Source organism: Streptomyces sp. BA2, from assembly GCF_009769735.1.
GTDB lineage: Bacteria > Actinomycetota > Actinomycetes > Streptomycetales > Streptomycetaceae > Streptomyces.
Map to the genome: position 1 here is coordinate 1848554 of NZ_WSRO01000002.1, position 19505 is coordinate 1868058.

18 protein-coding genes and 1 riboswitch are annotated in these 19505 nt (G+C 70.5%); of the genes, 7 read left to right on the top strand and 11 right to left on the bottom strand.

Annotated features, from left to right (window positions below; translation table 11 throughout):
- Positions 1-261: 261 nt before the first annotated feature.
- From E5671_RS10925 to E5671_RS10935, 3 genes are all read right to left on the bottom strand, one after another.
- Positions 262-1212, bottom strand: coding sequence for an EamA family transporter (locus E5671_RS10925; protein ID WP_160510114.1), 951 nt, complete (start codon positions 1210-1212; stop codon positions 262-264).
- A 162-nt stretch (positions 1213-1374) separates the two neighbouring features.
- Entirely contained in the window at positions 1375-2391 is a 1017-nt protein-coding gene (locus E5671_RS10930) for an EamA family transporter (RefSeq protein WP_443032595.1), read from the bottom strand.
- 52 nt (positions 2392-2443) lie between these two features.
- Entirely contained in the window at positions 2444-3109 is a 666-nt protein-coding gene (locus E5671_RS10935) for a Clp protease N-terminal domain-containing protein (RefSeq protein ID WP_336605731.1), read from the bottom strand.
- A 197-nt stretch (positions 3110-3306) separates the two neighbouring features.
- Here E5671_RS10935 and E5671_RS45360 point away from each other — a divergent pair, with 197 nt between their 5' ends.
- The gene (locus tag E5671_RS45360) at positions 3307-3495 is read left to right on the top strand and encodes a hypothetical protein (protein WP_202121078.1); all 189 of its coding nucleotides are present in this window, start codon (positions 3307-3309) and stop codon (positions 3493-3495) included.
- Positions 3496-3539: 44 nt separating this feature from the next.
- Here E5671_RS45360 and E5671_RS10940 read toward each other — a convergent pair whose 3' ends face one another.
- Complete coding sequence (locus E5671_RS10940; RefSeq protein WP_160503656.1) at positions 3540-4355, bottom strand: putative protein N(5)-glutamine methyltransferase; 816 nt, start codon at positions 4353-4355, stop codon at positions 3540-3542.
- 306 nt (positions 4356-4661) lie between these two features.
- Between E5671_RS10940 and E5671_RS10945 the strand changes: the two genes are divergently transcribed.
- Positions 4662-5090 carry a type II toxin-antitoxin system Rv0910 family toxin gene (locus E5671_RS10945; RefSeq protein WP_160503657.1) on the top strand — a complete coding sequence of 143 codons (429 nt, stop codon included), beginning with the start codon at positions 4662-4664 and terminating at the stop codon, positions 5088-5090.
- Positions 5091-5180: 90 nt separating this feature from the next.
- Here E5671_RS10945 and E5671_RS10950 read toward each other — a convergent pair whose 3' ends face one another.
- Complete coding sequence (locus E5671_RS10950; protein ID WP_160503658.1) at positions 5181-5801, bottom strand: PadR family transcriptional regulator; 621 nt, start codon at positions 5799-5801, stop codon at positions 5181-5183.
- A 364-nt stretch (positions 5802-6165) separates the two neighbouring features.
- Entirely contained in the window at positions 6166-6531 is a 366-nt protein-coding gene (locus E5671_RS10955) for a hypothetical protein (protein ID WP_160503659.1), read from the bottom strand.
- Between the two features lie 193 nt (positions 6532-6724).
- On the opposite strand from E5671_RS10955, the gene E5671_RS10960 reads away from it, so the two are divergent.
- Entirely contained in the window at positions 6725-7546 is an 822-nt protein-coding gene (locus E5671_RS10960) for a PhzF family phenazine biosynthesis protein (RefSeq protein ID WP_160503660.1), read from the top strand.
- A gap of 68 nt (positions 7547-7614) precedes the next feature.
- Here E5671_RS10960 and E5671_RS10965 read toward each other — a convergent pair whose 3' ends face one another.
- Positions 7615-8415 (bottom strand): CPBP family glutamic-type intramembrane protease, encoded by an 801-nt coding sequence (locus E5671_RS10965; protein ID WP_160503661.1) that lies wholly within the window; start codon positions 8413-8415, stop codon positions 7615-7617.
- Between the two features lie 166 nt (positions 8416-8581).
- Here E5671_RS10965 and E5671_RS10970 point away from each other — a divergent pair, with 166 nt between their 5' ends.
- On the top strand, positions 8582-10354 hold the full coding sequence (locus E5671_RS10970; RefSeq protein ID WP_160503662.1) for a substrate-binding and VWA domain-containing protein: 1773 nt from the start codon (positions 8582-8584) through the stop codon (positions 10352-10354).
- Between the two features lie 17 nt (positions 10355-10371).
- Here the strand turns inward: E5671_RS10970 and E5671_RS10975 are convergent, their stop codons facing one another.
- Positions 10372-11889, bottom strand: coding sequence for a glutamate--cysteine ligase (locus E5671_RS10975; RefSeq protein ID WP_160503663.1), 1518 nt, complete (start codon positions 11887-11889; stop codon positions 10372-10374).
- Between the two features lie 483 nt (positions 11890-12372).
- Here E5671_RS10975 and E5671_RS10980 point away from each other — a divergent pair, with 483 nt between their 5' ends.
- The gene (locus tag E5671_RS10980; RefSeq protein WP_160503664.1) at positions 12373-12957 is read left to right on the top strand and encodes a hypothetical protein; all 585 of its coding nucleotides are present in this window, start codon (positions 12373-12375) and stop codon (positions 12955-12957) included.
- A gap of 303 nt (positions 12958-13260) precedes the next feature.
- Positions 13261-13467: a DUF5999 family protein gene (locus tag E5671_RS10985; RefSeq protein ID WP_160510115.1), complete on the top strand. Its 207-nt coding sequence runs from the start codon at positions 13261-13263 to the stop codon at positions 13465-13467.
- A gap of 107 nt (positions 13468-13574) precedes the next feature.
- Here the strand turns inward: E5671_RS10985 and gcvP are convergent, their stop codons facing one another.
- Complete coding sequence (gene gcvP / locus E5671_RS10990; RefSeq protein WP_160503665.1) at positions 13575-16460, bottom strand: aminomethyl-transferring glycine dehydrogenase; 2886 nt, start codon at positions 16458-16460, stop codon at positions 13575-13577.
- 197 nt (positions 16461-16657) lie between these two features.
- A riboswitch (glycine riboswitch) is annotated at positions 16658-16755 on the bottom strand.
- A 143-nt stretch (positions 16756-16898) separates the two neighbouring features.
- On the opposite strand from gcvP, the gene E5671_RS10995 reads away from it, so the two are divergent.
- Positions 16899-17279, top strand: coding sequence for a PRC-barrel domain-containing protein (locus E5671_RS10995; RefSeq protein ID WP_160503666.1), 381 nt, complete (start codon positions 16899-16901; stop codon positions 17277-17279).
- Between the two features lie 100 nt (positions 17280-17379).
- On the opposite strand, the gene E5671_RS11000 is transcribed toward E5671_RS10995, so the two are convergent.
- Entirely contained in the window at positions 17380-18789 is a 1410-nt protein-coding gene (locus E5671_RS11000; RefSeq protein ID WP_160503667.1) for a DNA polymerase IV, read from the bottom strand.
- A 49-nt stretch (positions 18790-18838) separates the two neighbouring features.
- Positions 18839-19474, bottom strand: coding sequence for a MerR family transcriptional regulator (locus tag E5671_RS11005; RefSeq protein WP_160503668.1), 636 nt, complete (start codon positions 19472-19474; stop codon positions 18839-18841).
- Positions 19475-19505 lie beyond the last annotated feature (31 nt).

Genomic DNA, 19505 nt, shown 5'->3' on the forward strand with positions numbered 1-19505 from the left:
TCTCCACCACCACACGTCCACCTGAACCCCGAGAGACACCGCTCACGGACCGCGACAGCGCCAACACACCGACCACACCACCGCTGAGCACCCCGCAAGGAGCGCGGGGCCGAGACACATACGGCCCCGCCACGTGGGCGCGACCAGCCCCCACCGGCCCGCGTCTCCACCACCACACGTCCACCTGCTCCCACCGGGGCACGCAGACTCAAGACAGCGTTCGCGGGGCGCGGCCAGACCGGCCGCGCCTCGCGAACACACTCAGGCCAGCACCGTCTCCCGCCGCACAGCGGCCGTCTCCGCGACCGCGAGGCCCGTCACCGCCGCCAGCATCACCAGGGTGCCGAGCACCGTCGACACGGTGAGTTCCTCGCCGAGCAGCACGACCGCGATGACCGCCGCGCTCAGCGGCTCGAGGAGCGTGATCACGGAGACGGTCGCGGACCGGATGACGGCGGCGCCCGCGAAGTACAGGGCGTAGGCGACCGCCGTCGGGATCACGACGATGTATAGCAAGTAAAGGCCCATCCGGGCCGGTTCCGCGGCGTGCGGGACAAGCCCCTCCACCGCGGCGAGCGGCAGCAGGCAGACGGACACCACGGCGAACGACCAGACCGTCGTGTCGGCCGAGTCGGCGCCGCCGTCCCGCCCCCACCACCGCGTCAGCAGCGTCATCGCGGCGTACGCGGCCGCCGAGAGCAACCCCCACCCGACGCCCAGCGGACGCACGCTCGCCTCCCCGCCGCCCAGGACGAGCACCACGAGCCCGGCAAGCGCCCCGCCCACCGCGACGACACCGCCGCGCCCGAGCCGCTCCCCCATGGTCAACCGCGCCCCGATCGCGATGAGTACGGGCCCCGCCCCCATCGTGACCACCGTGCCGACCGCGAGTCCGGTCGACTCGACGGCCGCGAAGTAGGCGGTCTGGAACACGGCGAGGGCCACGCCGGTCGCCACGATCCGCGGCAGCCTGCGCCGCAGCGGCGCACCCACGGCGGCGCCCGCGGAGCGTCGGCGCGAGCGCACCAGACGGACGGCGAACAGCAGCACGAAGCCGCCCGCACAGCGCCAGAAGGACAGGCTGACCGGTCCCATGTCGCTGGCATTGAAGACCAGCGCGGCGGCGGCACCGGCGGTGCCCCAGGCCGTCCCGGCGATGATCAGATAGAAGAGGCCTCGTCCGACGGACAGGCCGGAGGCAGCAGTCGACACATTCGACACGTGAGTTCTCCGCAGAAAGGAAAGAAGGTCCCTGGCTCCGTCTGCGGGCAGCGTCGTTCCACCCGGCGACCGCCGGGTGTGATCCAGGAGGGTGCCCGCGCCTAAGCGGCCGGGGGCGGAAGAACGAGCGCGCGTGAATGCATGATCAACACCCTAAACGGCAGTACCGGTTGACGACAACCGCTCTTCCGGCTCCGGCAGCCCGCCCGCGGTCGGCCCCTGCCGGGGCTTGGCGGGCGTGGACGACTGCGCGATGAACGCCCCGGCGAGCACCACGGCGCCCCCGATGATCTGCGGTGCCGACAGGTGTTCGCCCAGCATGACCCAGGCGAGCACGGTGGCGATGACCGCTTCGAGACAGGCCACGACACCCGCCACCTGCGGCGAGAGCCGACGCACCGAGAGCACCCCGGTGACGTACGCCACGACGGTCGCGAGGAGCACGATCCAGCCGATGAGCAGCCACGCGGGCACGGCCGTGCCGTCCATGTCCGCGCTCCCGGCGAGCACCGACCAGTCCATGCCCCAGGGACGCGCCACGACGGTCAGCACCACGGCACCGATCAGCAGTCCGTACGCGATGACGCCGAGCGGGTCGGGAGCCTCGTCGCCCGCGTCGCTGCCCTGGTCGGACAGGACGAAGTAGCCGACCTGGCAGCACGCGGCGCCCAGCGCGAGCAGCAGCCCCACGGCGTCGAAGCTCAGCCCGGCCCACACCTCGACGACACAGGCGAGCCCGCCGACAGCGAGCACCACGCCCACCGCGGCCGCGCGCGTCACGGGCCTCCGCTGCACGAAGCGCACCCAGCCGAGGACGAGCGCGGGCGCGAGGTATTCGACCAGGAGCGCGACACCGACGGGGATGCGGGAGATCGCGGCGAAGTAGCAGGCCTGGACACCGGCCACGGCGAGCAGGCCGAAGCCGAGGAGGAGCGCGGGCCTGCGGAGCAGCAGCCCACGGTGGCGCCAGGCCACCGGCAGCATGACGAGGGCGGCGCCCGCCACCCGCAGCCACACCACGTGGAGCGGGTCGAGGCCCGCCTCGATCAGCGGCTTGGCCGCGACGCCCGAGCCGCCGAAGGCGACCGCCGAGCCAAGGGCGAGCCCCAGGCCGACGCCTCTCCCCCGGCTCGGCCGCGAGCCTGTGTGATTCCCCTGAGACGCTTGCACCGGCACATCATGACAGGACGTGTCATGAGCGTCACCCCCGATAGACCCTGTCTCAATCGGCGGACGTCCCGGCGTACGGATCCGCGTACGGGTCCGCGCAAGGGTCCGCGTAGGGATCGACGAGCGCATCGGCGGAGGTCCCGGTGAACGGATCGTCATCGATCCGCCGGAGGACCTCCCGGGCGTCGGCCCCGGCCCGCCTCAGGACCTCGACCGCGCGGCAGTCCGGATCGGCGAGGAGCGCCGCCAGGAGATCGATGCCCAGAGCCCGCGGTTCGTCACGGCGGTCGGCCCGCTCGATGGCCGCCTCCATGGCGGCACTCGCGGACGGCGACCAACCCGTCTCCTTCACACGGGGGTTCACGGGGTTGACGGGGTTGACGGGGGCCACAGGGGCGGGGTCGTCCGCCCGCACCATCGGCACCGCTCCGGAGTCCTCGACCGTCCCCTGCCACTGCAGGCCGTAGCCGATGCTGCGCTGGACCAGATAGCCGAGGAGCCGCACCACCTGCGCCCCGTCGTCGAAGGCCGCCCGTACACCTGGGTCGGTCTCCATGAGGGAATGCAGCAGATGCGCGGTGTCGATCTGCCGGTCACCGTCCCGTACGGCACGCCGGCGCGCGCCGGCCACCACCGACGTCAGCGCGGCGCTCAGTCGGGAGTCGGTCTCTGCTCGGGTCGGGCCGGGCTCGGCGCCCCGCGGAGTACGGCTTTGCACATCTCTCACCCCATCAGTCCCCTGAGGCGGCGTCATCGGCGGCGGGAAGCATCTTCGCGTCCGACACAGGTTGGGTACGCATGAGCGGCTTCTCCTCCTTACGGATGAGATCTGGCTGTTCTTCCCCGAGGGGCGCGCGCCGTCTTGATTCGCGCCGGGCACGCAACCACGGCGCACCGGCCGCTCGTCTTTCAGGTATGGAGTGCAGGTGCTGGATGGTCGCGCTGCCCGCGGTCGACGGCAGGCAGTACGTGTACCGGGTGTACGCACCCGAAAACGCGCTGCCCGCCGACCTCTTCTGGGAAGCCTGGCACTGCCACGACGAGGGCCCCTTCCCCAGGGCGTGCGATCTCTTCGACGCGGCGGTGATACGCAGGGTGGGCTGACGCCTGCCGGGCTGACGCCTGCCCGGCCAGGCCCCACCTGGCGCCTAGGAGGGCCGCGTCCCGACGACGACCGTCGCGTACATCTCCTCGTCGCTCACCGACCGCGCCACGAGACCGCCGTCGGCGACCGCTTCCAGCGCGTACGGCACCTGGCGCTCGCTCGTCTCGAACAGCAGCCGGCCGCCGGGAGCCAGCCAGCGCGCCGCGTCCGCGGTCACCCGCCGCAGGACGTCGAGACCGTCCGCTCCGCCGTCGAGCGCCACCCGCGCCTCATGGACACGGGCTTCCGGCGGCAGCAGACCGACCTCTTCGGTGGGTACGTAGGGGACGTTCGCCAGCAGTACGTCGACGCGGCCCCGGAGGGCGTCGGGCAGCGGCTCGTAGAGGTCGCCCTCGTACACCCGTCCCCCCACGTCGGCGACGTTGCGCCGCGCGCACCGCACGGCGGCGGGGTCGATGTCCGCGGCATGCAGCTCGACCCGGTCGACGGACACGCCGAGCGCGGCCCCGAGCGCCCCCGAGCCGCAGCACAGGTCGACGACGACGGCACCGGGCCGGGCAAGGGCCGCGGCCTGCTGTACGAGGAACTCGGTGCGCCGCCGGGGCACGAAGACCCCCACGTCCACGGCGATCCGCAGACCACGGAACTCCGCCCAGCCCAGGACGTGTTCGAGCGGCTGACCGGTGACGCGCCGCTCCACCATGGCGGCGAGTTCGGCGGGGTCACGCGCGGTGCCGACGAGCAACTCCGCCTCGTCCTCGGCGAAGACACAGCCGGCGGTACGCAGCCTGGTGACGATGGCGGCGGGAGTGAGGGGCGTTATGGACGGTGACGCGGGTGAGGAAGGTGAAGCCGACATGTGAAGAGAAACCTTTCGGGACGCCTGTGGGGCTCCCTTCGGTCACCTATGCCGGGTGAACCGCGCGGTCGCGAAGGAGGAGCACCCGACCTGCTGCAGCGGTAATGGGTCTCACCTCCTGAGTCCGTCTCCCCGCGTCCGTCACGGGGGAGGGCAACAGTACCCGACCCGGTTCCGGGCGGCAGCGCCGCAGTGTCCACGACATCTGACGGTTCATCAGTATTGAATGTTCCGGGCCCTGCGGCTACGTTCCGCGACACCGCAGCTGCGCCCCGCCGCAGCGCCCGAAAGGAATGGGGTCGTCGCATGGCCGAAGTCAGCGCGGAAGCACGGATCGAGGCGCCCGCCGAGAAGGTCTGGGCCCAACTCACCGACTTCTCCTCGTACGGCGAGTGGAACGCCACGCACACGAGTTTCCCGAACGGCGCCCCCACCACGCTGGAAGCGGGCGGCACGTTCGCGGAGAACATGAAGCTGATGGGCTTCCCCGCCGAGGTCAACTGGACGATCGAGGAGCTGGAGAGCGAGCGCACCCTTGCGATCAAGGGCAAGGGCCCGATGCGCGTCACGGTCGGCACCCGCTACACCCTCTCCCCCGAGGGGGACACGACGAACGTACGCATAGACGGGGAGTTCACGGGCGCGGCGGTCTCCTTGATGGCGGGCAAGCTGAAGGACTCGGCGACGGCCGCGCTGAACGAGTCGCTGCGGAAGCTGGCGGGCTTGGTGACCTGAGCATCACCCCCACCCCTGACGCGAAGAGGCGCCCCACACATGAAGTGCGGGGCGCCTCAACGGCAATGGGGCTCATCGGCCCCCACCGTCTCAGTCCTCATCGGCGAGGATCAGGTACAGCTTCTTACGGGCGTCGTTGATGACCGTGAGAGCCTTCTCGCGCTGTTCCTTGCTGCCGGTCTTCCAGACCTGGCCGAACGCCTCCATCAGACCGAAACCGGCCTGCCGGATCTCGCTCAGCGCCTCCCAGTCGACCCCGCGCCCGGCCTCTTCCCAAGGCGCGTCGGGACCTTCGTCGGCCGCGGTGCGACCGGCATCGGTGAGCGAGAAGAGCTTCTTGCCGCCCTCGCTCGCGCTGCTGATCAGGCCCTCGTCCTCCAGAAGCTGGAGGGTGGGGTAGACCGAACCGGGGCTGGGCTTCCATGCCCCGCCGCTGCGTTCGGCGATCTCCTGGATCATCTCGTAGCCGTGCATCGGCCGGTCCTTCAGGAGGGCCAGGATCGACGCGCGTACGTCACCGCGCCGCGCCCTGCCTCGCGGACCACCCCTGCCGCCTCGGCCACCCCAGGGACCACCGGGCCCACCGGGGCCGCCGAAGCCAGGCCCGAAGGGACCGAACGCCGCGCGCCGCCCCTCGAAACCACCCCGGCCCTCATGGCCGGGGCCGCACTTTCCACGTCCGTGCTCGTGTTCATAACCGTGGGAACGCATCGCCATCACTCCTCTTGTATCAGTGATCAACCGTGTAGTCGTTGATCAGTCGCGATGCGTCAACGATATATCGGAACCGTTCGCCTGGCAAGCCCCCCCCTCTCATGGGCCGGGCCGGTACGTCCCGGGCGGGTTCCCCATGGGCTCCGGGGACGTGGGCTTCACCGGGGGCGACTCCCTGAACCTGCACGAACCGGGCGCCGTCCGGGCCCTGCTCGACGTCGCGTCGGCCCGCGGGTGGCAGCCGGGAGGGCAGCCGGCGGTGGAGGTCGACGGCTGGACCCTGCTGGAGGCCGCGGTCGCCGCGCGAGCCCGTGACGCCGGCCCCCAGCCGCCACCTCGCCAGGCCGGCCGGAGGGAGCGTTCAGCCCATGTGCGCCTTGACGTGGTCGACCACCTCGCCCAGCTCCTTCGCCGGCGAGAAGTCGACGTACTCGCAGTCCTCGAGCGCCTCCGGCGCATGGCCCGGCGCCCAGTAGAAGGCCTCACCGGCCTCGTAGATCTCGGCACCGGACGCTGTCCGCATCTTCAGCCGCCCCTTGAGCAGGTACCCCCAGTGCGGGCACTGGCACAATCCGCCCGGCATCCCCGTGAGGGCCGGCGTCATGTCCGCACCCTCCGGAAGCTGTACGAACGCGACGGCCATGCCTCCCCCGACATCCCGCATACGCAGCTCCACGCCGCCTCCTTCGATCGCGACAGGAGTGTCGTTCCGCGTCGTCGCCGTCATGGCTCCTCCTCGTGGGGCTCATCGGGCTCATCGGGCTCATCGGGCCCGGTGGCGGGGTCCAGAGTTCCCCTCCCTTCCAGCCTGTGCCCGCCCCGTGCGGGACGCGAGGCGAGATCGCCGAGCAGGCCAATCGGGCCACTCACCCCCAATTGGCCTTGTCCCACCCCCGCATTGGCCCGCTAGCGTCATCGACATGCCGACTTCTCACCGCATTCGCATCGTCGACGCCTTCACCGACCGCCCCTTCGCGGGCAACCCCGCCGGCGTCCTCCTCCTCGACGCCTTCCCCGAGGACGCCTGGCTACAGAACGTGGCCGCGGAGGTCAACCACGCCGAGACCGCCTTCGCCCACCGCCTCCCCGCGGACGCCGAAGCCGACTGGGCGCTCCGGTGGTTCACGCCCGCCACCGAAGTGGACCTCTGCGGCCACGCCACGCTCGCCACCGCCCACGTCCTGAAGGCCACCGGCTCAGCCGAAGGCCCCGTACGGTTCGCCACCCGCAGCGGTGTCCTGACCACGGTCGCGCACACCGACGGCACCATCACCATGGACTTCCCGACCGCCCCGCTCACCCCGGCCGAGATCCCCGACGGCGCGGCAGAAGCCCTCGGCGCCGAGCCGCTCGCGGCGTACGACACCGGGGCGCACCTCGGCGACCTGCTGGTCGAGCTCGCCGACGAGAAGACGGTGCGCGCCCTCGCCCCGGATCACAAGGCCCTCGCCCAGCACTCCGAGCGCGGCATCATCGCCACCGCACGCGCCGAAGACCCCGCCCGCGGCTACGACTTCGTCTCCCGGGGCTTCTTCCCGCGCGTCGGCATCGACGAGGACCCGGTGACCGGCAGCGCCCACACGGCCCTTGCCCCCTTCTGGTCCCAGCGCCTTGGCCGCACGGAGCTCACCGGCCTGCAGGCATCGGCCCGCAGCGGCCTGGTCCGCACGGAACTTCGCGGCGACCGCACCCTCCTGACGGGCCGCGCGGTCACCGTCATCGAGGGCGAGCTGTACGCCTGACACGACTGTGGGGACGTACGACCCAGTCGTACGTCCCCACAGAACTGCCCTCCGGAAGCGCCCGCCGCCTAAGGCGTCGGCAGCCACCCCACCTTCCCCGCAAGCAGCGCGTACCCCACGAACGCGCCGATATCCAGCAGCGAATGCGCCACCACCAGTGGCCCGACCCGCCCCCACCGCCGGTACAGGAGCACGAAGACCACCCCCATCGCCATGTTCCCGATGAACCCGCCGATGCCCTGATAGAGGTGGTACGAGCCGCGCAGCACCGAGCTCCCGACCAGCGCGGCCATCGGCGTCCACCCCAACTGCCCGAACCTGCGCAGCAGATAGCCGACGACGATCACTTCCTCGAGCACCGCGTTCTGCACCGCGGCCAGCACGAGCACCGGATACTTCCACCACACGTCGGGCAGATCCTCGGGCACCACCGTCAGGTTGAACCCGAGCCCCCGCGCCGCCAGATAGAACGCGATCCCGGTGCTGCCGATCACCGCGGCGATCGCCGCCCCGCGCCCCAGGTCCGGCCACGGCCGGCTCCGGTCGAAGCCGATCGAGCGCAGCCCCGCGCCCTCCCGGATCAGGAAGTGCGCGACCAGCGCCACCGGCACCAACGCCGTCGTGATTCCGAACAATTGCCACGCGAGATCAAGCCACGGCCGCCCCGGAGCGGCCGACGCGTTCATGGTCGCGGCCTGATCCTTCAGACCGCCGGGTTTGGTGACCGATCCGACAAAGCTGATCAGCGCGGAGACACCGCTCGCGCCTAGCGAGAGCGCCAGGACGAGCAGCGTCTCGTCCCGGAAGATCCGTCGCGATGGCCCCTCGCCCCGAAAAGAACCGGCCAACGGCCCGGACTCCGCTTGCACTCCGCCTCCAGTTGAGTAATCCCGCCTCATCCCCATCCCCGCCCCGCTAGGGTCTCGAAAGAAGTTACGAAGACCGTGCGCGACAGGCCGAGGGGGACGGACGCCGATTGCGGTCATGCCGCCCCCTCTTTCCTTGCTTCATCGCTCAAGGAGGGGCACCACCGCCATGGGACGTCACAGCTTGCCCGATGAGTACGGGACCGACGCACCCGACCCTCGGCCACGTACACGCGGCCGTACCGTGGCCATCGCGACGGCACTCGTCCTGACGGTCGCGGCGGGCACGGCGGTCGCGGTCCGCAGCGACCTGCTGACCTTCGGCGGTTCGTGCCACGACGACACGGTGCAGCTGGACGTCGTCGCCGCCCCCGCCATCGCCCCGGCCCTGAGCGCGGCGGCCGACGACGCGCGTGAGAACGACGTCACGTCCGACGGGGCGTGCATCGACGTACGGGTCTCGGCGCGTGATTCGTACAAGGTCGCCGACGAACTGCGCACGGGCAAGGGCAATCCCGGCTACGACGTGTGGGTGCCGGATTCCGAACTGTGGCTGCAGCGCGTGGGCCTGGGCGGCAAGCAGAACAAGGTGTCGCCCGCGGGGAACATAGCCTCGTCCCCGGTCGGCATGGCCATGGTCCCCTCCGCCTCCAAGACCCTGGGCTGGCCCAAGAAGACGTACAGCTGGCCGGAGTTGACCGGCGCGGCGATGAAGGGCGACAAGCTGCGGCTCGGCGCCGCCGATCCCGCGCGCAGCGCGACCGGCCTCCTTGCGCTGGCGCAGCTGAGCGCGTCGGCGAAGAAGTCGGGCGGCAAGGACGGCGACACCCAGGCCGCCGGGATGGCCAAGGCGCTGTCCGCACGTACGTCCGACAGCGACGGCCAGCTCCTGGACACCCTGGCCCGCGACTCCTCCGGGACCGAACAGGGCAACCCGCGCCGCAACCAGGCGCTGATCCTCTCCGAGCAGGCCGCGTTCGCGCACAACGCGTCGGCGGGCGAGGAGAACAGCCTCGACATGTTCTATCCGAAGGACGGCTCACCGCGCCTCGACCACCCGTACACGCTGGTCCAGGAGGACGAGCTGTCCACGGACCAGAGCCGGGCCGCCCTGCGTTTCATGACCCTGTTCAGCGACGAGGAGGGCCGCGCGATCCTGGAGAAACACGGCTTCAGGACGGGCGCCGAGGACCCGTCGGAGAAGCTCGTCACCGCGGCCGGCGGGCGCACGCCCCAGCCGTACGGCGACGACGCGAGCGAGCCGCCCTCCGAGAAGGAGCTCCAGGAGACGCTCGGCATGTGGACGATCACCGTCCAGAGTGCCCGGCTCAGCACGGTCGTCGACGTCTCGGACTCCATGGGCGAGTTCGTGCCGGGCCGCGAGCAGTCCCGGATGGAGGTCACCAAGTCCTCCCTCCTCCAAGCGCTCGCGGGGTTCACGGACGAGGACGAGATCGGCCTGTGGGAGTTCGCCACCCTCCTGGACGGCGAGCGCGACTACCGCAAGCTCGTGCCGACCGAGCGGCTCGGCGACCGCAAGGGCGGCGGCACCCAGCGGGACAGGATCGCGGAGGCCTTCAGCGACCTGACGCCCATCCCGGGCGGCGCGACCGGCCTGTACGACACCACGCTCGCGGCGTACAAGGAAGCCACGTCCACCCACGCGGGCGGCAAGTTCAACGCCCTCGTGGTGCTCACGGACGGCGCGAACCAGGACCCCGGCTCCATCTCGCGCAGCAACCTCATCTCCCAGCTGGAGAACCTCTCCGACCCCAAGCGCCCGGTGCCGCTCATCGCCATCGCGGTCGGCCCGAACGCGGACAAGGAGGAGGTCGTGCAGATCGCGGAGGCGACCGGCGGGTCAGGCCACCAGGTCGACGACCCGGCGCAGATCCACGCGGTCATCCTCAAGGCCATCATGGAGGCGGGCAGCCACGGCTGAGCCCATCCCCGTACGCCTCAGCTCAGGACGGCCGGCTCCGGCAGCCCCACCGGCCAGGTGTGCACCGGGTCCCCCGCGTGCATCAGCTCGGCGTAGCGCCGGGTGGTCGCCGCGAGCGCGGCCTCGCGTTCGAGCCCGGTCTCCAAGGCGTGGTGGTACGTCGCCGCCTGCCAGGACGCTCCGTTCACCCGGCGCCTGCACCGCTCCTCGATGACGCCGAGGTAGAAGTCCCGGTCGGCGGGCTCCACGCCCCACGCGTCGAGCCCGGCCGCGGCCAGCGGCAACAGCTCGTCGCGTACGAGAGCGACCGCGGGCACCTCCACGATCCCGCCCGAGCGGCCGCGCCGCGGCCACCGCAGACGGGCCTCGATGCCGTCGCGGCACGCGGTGTCGAAGTTGCGGGCCGCGGCCTCGAAGGGCAGCCGCTTCCACACGGGCCTGGGCTCCTCGGCGAGGGCGCGTACGACGCCGTAGTAGAAGGCGGCGTTGGCGATGACGTCGGTGACGGTGGGGCCGGCGGGCAGGACGCGGTTCTCCACCCGCAGGTGCGGGACGCCGCCCGCGATGCCGTACACGGGGCGGTTCCAGCGGTACACGGTGCCGTTGTGCAGGACGAGTTCACCGAGCTGCGGCACGCGGCCGTCGTCGAGCACCTCCAGCGGCTCCTCGTCGTCCATGAGGGGCAGCAGCGCGGGAAAGTAGCGCAGGTTCTCCTCGAAGAGCTCGTACGCGTCGCTGATCCAGCGCTCGCCGAACCAGGTCCGCGGCCGCACGCCCTGGGCCTGGAGTTCGGGCGGGCGGGTGTCGGTGGACTGCAGGAACAGCGGCGGCCGCGACTCGCGCCACAGCTCACGCCCGAACAGGAAAGGCGCGTTGGCGCCGACGGCGATCTGGGCGGCGGCGACGGCCTGGGCCGCGTTCCACACGTCGGCGAACCTGCCCGGCGTGACCTGGAGGTGCAACTGCACGGATGTGCACGCCGCTTCGGGGGCGATCGACGCGGACGTGCAGGTGAGCCGCTCCACGCCCTGGATGTCCAGGACGAACTCCTCGCCGCGCGCGGCGACGATCTGGTCGTTGAGCAGCGCGTAGCGGTCGACGTCGGAGAGGTTTCCCGAGACCAGGTCGTGGTGCGCGAGGGTCGGCAGAATGCCGATCATCACGATGCCGGCGTTCACCTCGTTCGCTTTCCGGTGGGCATAGGCGAGGCCGGTGCGCAACTCCTCGGCGAGACGGTCGAGAACACGTCCGCCCAATCGGTGCGGTGCGATATTGACTTCAAGATTGAACATTCCGAGTTCCGTCTGGAAGTCCCGGCTCGCGATCCGTTCGAGTACTTCCGCATTCAGCATTCTCGGCATGCCGTCGGGCCCCGCGAGATTCAGCTCGATCTCCACGCCCATCAGGTTCTTGGGCCGGTCGAACCGCTCCTCGTCCAGCAGCCTCCGCAACCCCGCCAGACACTCCTTGAGCTTGGTCCGATACTGGTTCCGCTCGGCCAGATCAAACGTTCCTGCTACGACCTTCTCCCCCATCGAAGCGTCCCCTCCTCGGATGGGCAGCCAATGATCCGGCCGCTGTGTCTCGGTGGATGATGCCCTGCAATGTGATCGATAACGCCCCGCACATGCCCCCGGCCCAGTACGCTCAACGCCAAGTACGAGCGGCACATTCACCAGGCATGAGGTGTGCCGGGGAATCCTCGCACCGGCGCCTGGTGAAAAACACCGATGAGAATCGGCCGTCCGCTCCCACGAAGGGGTCCGAGGTCAAACGTCCGGGCTCTTCCAGAATCGGGTTAAAGGCCGCAAAATGGCGACCGAATTACGCCTTGCAGGCAATATCGGGTGCGGTTAGACGAAACACTGCCTGAACACGTGTCGTATAAACTCCGCGAACGAGGCAGAGAGTTGGCGCTCGCGGTCCCTTGCCCCCGCCCCTCTGACCCCGGAGCAGACAGCGACGTCCGCACCTGTCCTCGTTCCACCGTGCCTGTCGAATGAGAGAGGCGACCCATCATGCCGCTGCAAGTCCCCCCGGCTCCCGCGCCCGCCCTGCGCAGCGTCCTCGCGGCACTCGGTTCACCCACTGCCGTACGCGAAGCCCGCACCCCGTCCCTGCGCGCGGCGCAAGGACCCGCGAGCCCCGAACTCCCGTTGCCGGTCCACGTACTTGACCGGATCACCCCTTCGGATACGTCGCCCACCCGGCTCGCGGGTTGGCGCTTCCTGATCCGCTCAGGCGAGCGAGCCGTCGCCGCTGCGGACACGATGCTGACGCCTGACGGGTGGACCTTCTCGCACTTCTTCGAAGGTCCGTACATTGCGTCCACCGAGCGCGCCCTCCGTCAGGCCGAAGCGATGCCCATGCCGTACCAGCCACGACTGTTGTCCGTACCCGAGCTTTACATGCTCACACTCTGGCTGCACGGCGACTGCACCGCGGACGGCGCGGGCGGCCATCTCGCGCCCTCCGATGTCCTCGTGCCCCTGGCGCCCGCGCCGCCCGGCATCGCGGCGCACCGCCCACACCGCGCCGCGGAGCTCCTCAAGGTCCTCACGCACCGCATGACCCCGGCGCCGCTGCTCGGCTCACCCGCCTGACCTCGCCGTACGTCCCCGTGCCCCGCCGCCGTCCCGACCGCGGGGCCGGCGCGTCATGTGCCCATACGGACTAGCCCGGTATGACCACCCCGAACCACCCGAAGAGACAGTGCAGTTGGGCTGAACCGTCCGGGCGGGTGATACGTCATTAAGCAGTAAGGAGCGCTGCCGCTAAATCCCTGCGGATTGACGCCCGTAGGGCAACACTGGGACCGACCGACTAAACGGGGGGCGGCCATGAACACCGCATCGAGCCGCAAGGCAGACGTCACAGCCATCACATCGCAGCGAAAGAACCCTTCCATGTGCCAGCACCAACCACCGTGCCCGACAGCCGACTCCGCCGACCGGGAAGCCGCGCTCCTCACGGCGAGCCACCCGGAGCAGGGCTGGAGCCTGCTGTGCAACGGCGTCCTCCTCTTCGAGGACACCGGTGAACTGCTGCCGGACGGTCAGATCATCGCCCCGCATCGACCGCTGGGCACGGACACGATCATGACCGCCGCCTGACGCGACGGCAGCAGGGCACGGACAGCACGGACAGCACGGACAACAAAGGGGCCGACCCGGAGAGACAAACCTCCGGACCGGCCCCCATGCATGTGCAGGCCCCGATATCAGTCCTCGTACGCATCCAGCGGCGGGCAGGAGCAGACCAGGTTCCGGTCGCCGTACGCCTGGTCGATGCGGCGCACCGGCGGCCAGTACTTGTCCGCGGCCACCACACCGGCCGGGAAGACGGCATCCTCGCGGCTGTACGCGTGCTCCCACTCACCGCCGAGCGCTGCGGCGGTGTGCGGGGCGTTGCGCAGCGGGTTGTCATCGGCGGGCCAATCGCCGCCGACCTTCTCGATCTCGGCGCGAATGCTGATCATCGCCTCGCAGAACCGGTCGATCTCGACCAGGTCCTCGCTCTCGGTCGGCTCGATCATCAGGGTGCCCGCGACCGGGAACGACATGGTCGGCGCGTGGAAGCCGTAGTCGATGAGCCGCTTGGCGATGTCGTCGACGCTGACACCGGTCGCCTTGCTGATCGGCCGCAGATCGATGATGCACTCGTGCGCGACGAGCCCGCCGGGACCGGTGTAGAGCACCGGGTAGTGCGGCTCCAGGCGCTTGGCGATGTAGTTCGCGGAGAGCACGGCGACCTGCGTGGCCCGCTTGAGGCCCTCGCCGCCCATGAGGCGTACGTACGCCCAGGAGATCGGCAGGATTCCGGCCGAGCCCCACGGCGCGGCGGAGATCGGACCCACGCCCGTCTCGGGGCCCGCGGCGGGCTGCAGCGGGTGGTTGGGCAGGTACGGCGCGAGGTGCTCGCGCACACCGACCGGGCCGACGCCGGGGCCACCGCCGCCGTGCGGGATGCAGAACGTCTTGTGCAGGTTCAGGTGCGAGACGTCGCCGCCGAACTTGCCGGGCTGGGCGAGGCCCACCAGGGCGTTGAGGTTCGCCCCGTCGACGTAGACCTGGCCGCCCGCCTCGTGCACCTGGGCGCAGATGTCGGCGACGTGCTCCTCGAAGACACCGTGCGTGGACGGGTAGGTGATCATGAGCACGGACAGCTCGTCGCGGTGCTTCTCGATCTTGGCGCGCAGGTCCTCGATGTCGATCTCGCCGTCGTCGCTGGTCTTCACGACGACGACCTTCATGCCGGCCATCACGGCGCTCGCGGCGTTGGTGCCGTGCGCGGAGGACGGGATGAGGCAGACGGTGCGCTGCTCGTCGCCGTTGGCGCGGTGGTAGCCGCGCACGGCGAGCAGTCCGGCAAGCTCGCCCTGCGAACCGGCGTTGGGCTGCAGCGAGACCTTGTCGTACCCGGTGACCTCGGCGAGCCGCTCCTCCAGCTCACGGATGAGCGTCAGATAGCCCTGCGCCTGCTGGGCGGGGGCGAAGGGGTGCAGCTGCCCGAACTCGGGCCAGGTGACCGGCTCCATCTCCGTGGTCGCGTTGAGCTTCATGGTGCAGGAGCCCAGCGGGATCATGCCGCGGTCGAGCGCGTAGTCACGGTCGGCCAGCTTGCGCAGGTAGCGCAGCATCGCGGTCTCGGAGCGGTACTGGTGGAAGACGGGGTGCGTCAGGTACTCGTCGGAGCGCAGCAGGCCGCCGGGAAGCGTGTCCTCGGTCTCCGCGTCGAGCGCCTCGATGTCGGCCTCGACCCCGAACGCGGTCCAGATCGCGGTCAGTTGCTTGCGCGTGGTGGTCTCGTCGCAGGCCAGCGAGACGTGGTCGGCGTCGATCTGGTGGATGTTGACGCCACCCTCGCGGGCCGCGGCGACGAGCTCGTCGGCCCTGCCGGGCACCCGCACGGTCAGGGTGTCGAAGTACGCACCGTGCACGACCTCGACCCCGCCCGCGGCGAGCCCCGCGGCGAGCACGATGGCGTAGCGGTGGGTACGCCGCGCGATGGCCTTGAGCCCCTCGGGTCCGTGGTAGACCGCGTACATTCCGGCCATCACGGCGAGCAGCACCTGAGCGGTACAGATGTTGCTGGTGGCCTTCTCGCGGCGGATGTGCTGCTCACGGGTCTGCAGCGCGAGCCGGTAGGCCTTGTTGCCGTCCGCGTCCACGGAGACACCGACCAGCCGCCCGGGCAGGCTGCGCGCGAACTTCTCGCGCACCGCCATGTAACCGGCGTGCGGGCCGCCGAAGCCCATCGGGACGCCGAAGCGCTGCGTGGTCCCGACCGCGATGTCGGCGCCGAGCTCACCGGGCGAGGTGAGCAGCGTGAGGGCCAGCAGGTCGGCGGCGACGGAGACTATGGCACCGAGCTCGTGCGCCTGCTCGATGAGGGGCTTGATGTCGCGCACGGCACCCGAGGCGCCGGGGTACTGGATCAGTACGCCGACGACACCGCGCTCGGCGACCTCGGCCGGGATGCCCTCGCTCAGATCGGCGACCACGACCTCGACACCGGTCGGCTCGGCGCGGGTCTGGATGACGGCGATGGTCTGCGGCAGCGCGTCGGCGTCGACGAGGAAGACACCGTCCTTGACCTTGCCCATGCGCCGCGACAGCGCCATGGCCTCGGCGGCGGCGGTCCCCTCGTCCAGCAGCGAGGCACCGGACGTGGGCAGCCCCGTCAGCTCGGCGACGACGGTCTGGAAGTTGAGCAGCGCCTCGAGCCGCCCCTGGGAGATCTCGGGCTGGTACGGCGTGTAAGCGGTGTACCACGCAGGGTTCTCCATGACGTTCCGCAGAATCACGGGCGGCGTGAAGGTCCCGTAGTAACCGAGCCCGATCATGGAATCAAGAACCTGGTTACGGTCCGCGAGGGAGCGCAACTCGGCCAGGACCTCGGCCTCGGTGCGCGCCCCGGGGAGGTTCAGCGCCTCGGCGTTCTTGATCACATCCGGCACGGCGGCGGCGGTCAGCTCGTCGAGCGAGCCGTATCCGACCTGCGCGAGCATCTTGGCCCGTGCTTCCACATCGGGACCGATGTGCCGCTGCTCGAAGGGGATGCCCTGTTCGAGCTGGGAGAGCGGGGTGCGAGGAGTGGCGGTCATTGCGGAGGCCTCCTGGTCTGACGCGACCTGCGAGGGGCACCACGGCACGGGTACCCGGACGGCCTCCCCCTCTGTCATCTCAACCTGAGAGCTTCACCGGTCCGTGCCCCGCGAGAGGCGCCGCACCGGCTTTCACCGTCGGTGAGGAAGGGTTCCGGACGTGCCCGCCCGACGCCCGCCCTACTTTCCAGAGTGACCTCGTCCGTGCGGTACAGGGGCCTGAGAGATTCCGGGGAGGAGTTGCTCCTTCGGCGCCTCCGGTGTCTCCACCGGAGAGCTCTCCCGCACGGGGTCAGCAGCCAAGCGCCAGCCTACCAGCGAGGAGATTGAGGATCCCTCGAGTGGCCGCCTGCCCCGAAGTGCTCTTTCGTAGTGATTACGAACGAACAAGGATGAGTTACGCCCCACTTCGGCACGTCTCGACCAGTTGGAGGGCCCGTGCAGACCGATATCGATCCGCGCAACCTGATCGGCCGGAAGGCGTTCGACCGGAACGGGGCCAAGATCGGCACGATCGACGAGGTCTATCTCGACGACGCCACCGGCGCCCCGGAGTGGGCGGCCATACGCACGGGCCTGTTCAGCCGGGACGCGTTCGTGCCCCTGGAGCCCAGCGAGCTCGTACGCGACGGCACAGTGCGCATCCCCTTCGAGCGCTCCCTGATCAAGGACGCCCCCGACTTCGGCGTCGGCCGCCACCTCTCCCCCGAACAGGAACTGCAGCTCTACCGCCACTACGGCCTGGACACCACACTTCCCGAGTCACCTCCGCCACCGGACAAGAACTTCGGCCGCATAGCGGGCGAGGAAGAGCCCTGAGCCCGCAGACCGCAAGCTGACCGCCCTCGTCCGCCCTCGTTGTGGGCAGGCGTTCCGCACGGGCGGAACGGGTGGGCACAACGCCCATCGCCGGGCACCGCTAACCCAAGGGGCACTGCTCAGCACCCACCTCCGGTGGTCCCACCAGCGGCAACGGCTCCGCGGGTACAAGCTCGGCATCGTCCACCCGGAAGGTCCGCACCCGCCCCGGCAAGGACCCCGGCGTCTCGAACCGCACCGTCACACGCCCGAGCCCGCTCCCCTGCACCCACCCGTGCCCGAACCGCTCATGCCGCACGTCGTGCCCGGCAGCCCACCGCCGCGCGGCAAGCGGCATCTCATCAGCTGGCGGCTCCTCCGCGCCATCCGCAGCCGCTTCCTCCCCCGCAGTATCGCCCTCGCCCTCCCCCTGCTCAGGGCCCTCGGCCAGCGCCTGCGCCTGCGCCTGCGCGAAGAGGTCCTCCTGCGTGTAGTCGGCGAGCCCCGTGACCCCCACCCCGAGCAGCCGCACGCCTCCGGTGGTGTCCACGGCCTCGAGGAGCCGCGCCGCGGCCTCCCGCACCACCCCGGGGTCGTCCGTCGGCCCACGCAGCGTCTCGGAGCGCGTCAGCGTCGAGAAGTCGAACCGCCGCACCTTCAGGACGATCGTCCGCCCCGAGTGCCCCGCCGCCCGCAGCCGCTCCACACACCGGTCGGCGAGCCGCGCGACCTCGCCCCTGACCCGTACCCGGTCGTGGATGTCCACGTCGTACGTGTCCTCGACGCTGACCGACTTGGATTCCCGCTCCGCCACCACGGGCCGCTCGTCCCGCGCGAGCGCCATCGCGTACAGCGCGCTCCCGTGCGACTTCCCGAGGAGGCGTACGAGCTCGTCCTCGCCCGCCTCCGCGATCTCCCCCACGGTCGTGATCCCGCCCCGCCGCAGATGGTCCCCGGTGGCAGGACCGACACCGGGCAGCGTCCGGACCGGCATCGGACCGAGCAGGTCACGCTCGGTCCCCGGCACTATGAGCCGCAGGCCGTCCGGCTTGGCCTCCTCCGAGGCGATCTTGGCCAGCATCTTGGACGCGGCGAGCCCGACCGACCCCGCGAGCCCCGTCACCGCCTTGATGTCCGCACGCAACCGCTCACCCACAGCGAGCGCCGACGCCTGGTCGTCGGCCACGCCCCCCGCCTCCAGATCGACGAAGGCCTCGTCCAGGCTGAGCGGCTCCACCAGCGGCGACAGCTCCCGCAGCAGCCCCATCACCTGCTCGCTGATCTCGCGGTAGAGCCCGAAGCGCGGCACCAGATAAGCGGCATTGGGCGCCAGGCGCCGCGCCTGCCCCATGGGCATCGCCGAGTGCACACCGAACTTCCGCGCCTCGTACGACGCCGTGGCCACCACACCCCGCGGCCCGAGCCCGCCCACGACCACGGCTTTCCCGCGCAGACTCGGCTTCGCGGCCTGCTCGGCAGACGCGTAGAAGGCATCCATGTCGAGATGCAGAATCGTGGGCGCGGTTCTCACACCTCTGATGCTGCCCTACGCCACTGACAACGCCACTGGCAAAGCCGCTTCACACGGCCCTGTTGCGCCGCCTCGCGAGCTCGTCGGCGGGATTCTGCCGCACCAGCGTCTCCCCGGTGTCGATCCGCTCCCCGTGCAGCTGCGAAAGCGCCGCTTCCACGTCCCGCCACACGACGCCCACGGCGATCCCGAAGACCCCTTGGCCGCCCTGGAGCAGGTCGTGGACCTCATCGGGCGACGTGCACTCGTAGACCGTCGCGCCGTCGCTCATGAGCGTCATGCGCTCCAGGTCCCGGAAACCGCGGTCACGCAGGTGCTGGACCGTGGTCCGGATGTTCTGCAGGGACACACCGGTGTCGAGGAACCGCTTCACGATCTTGAGGACGACGACGTCCCTGAAGCTGTAGAGCCGCTGGGTCCCCGATCCGCCCGCGGACCGCACACTGGGCTCGACGAGGCCCGTACGGGCCCAGTAGTCGAGCTGTCGATACGTGATGCCGGCGGCCGCGCACGCGGTCGGCCCCCGGTAACCGATCTGTTCCTGTTCGGACTGTCCGGACGTGGCGTCCCCGCTCCCCTGAACGCTCCCCTGAACCGCCATCGGCCTCTTCGGAGAGTGACCGGCCGCGCTGCTGTGAAGCGGATACGGACCGCCCATCGCCGTACCGTCGCCGCTGCTTCTCACGCCGACCTCCGTCCTTGACCTGCCTTCACGA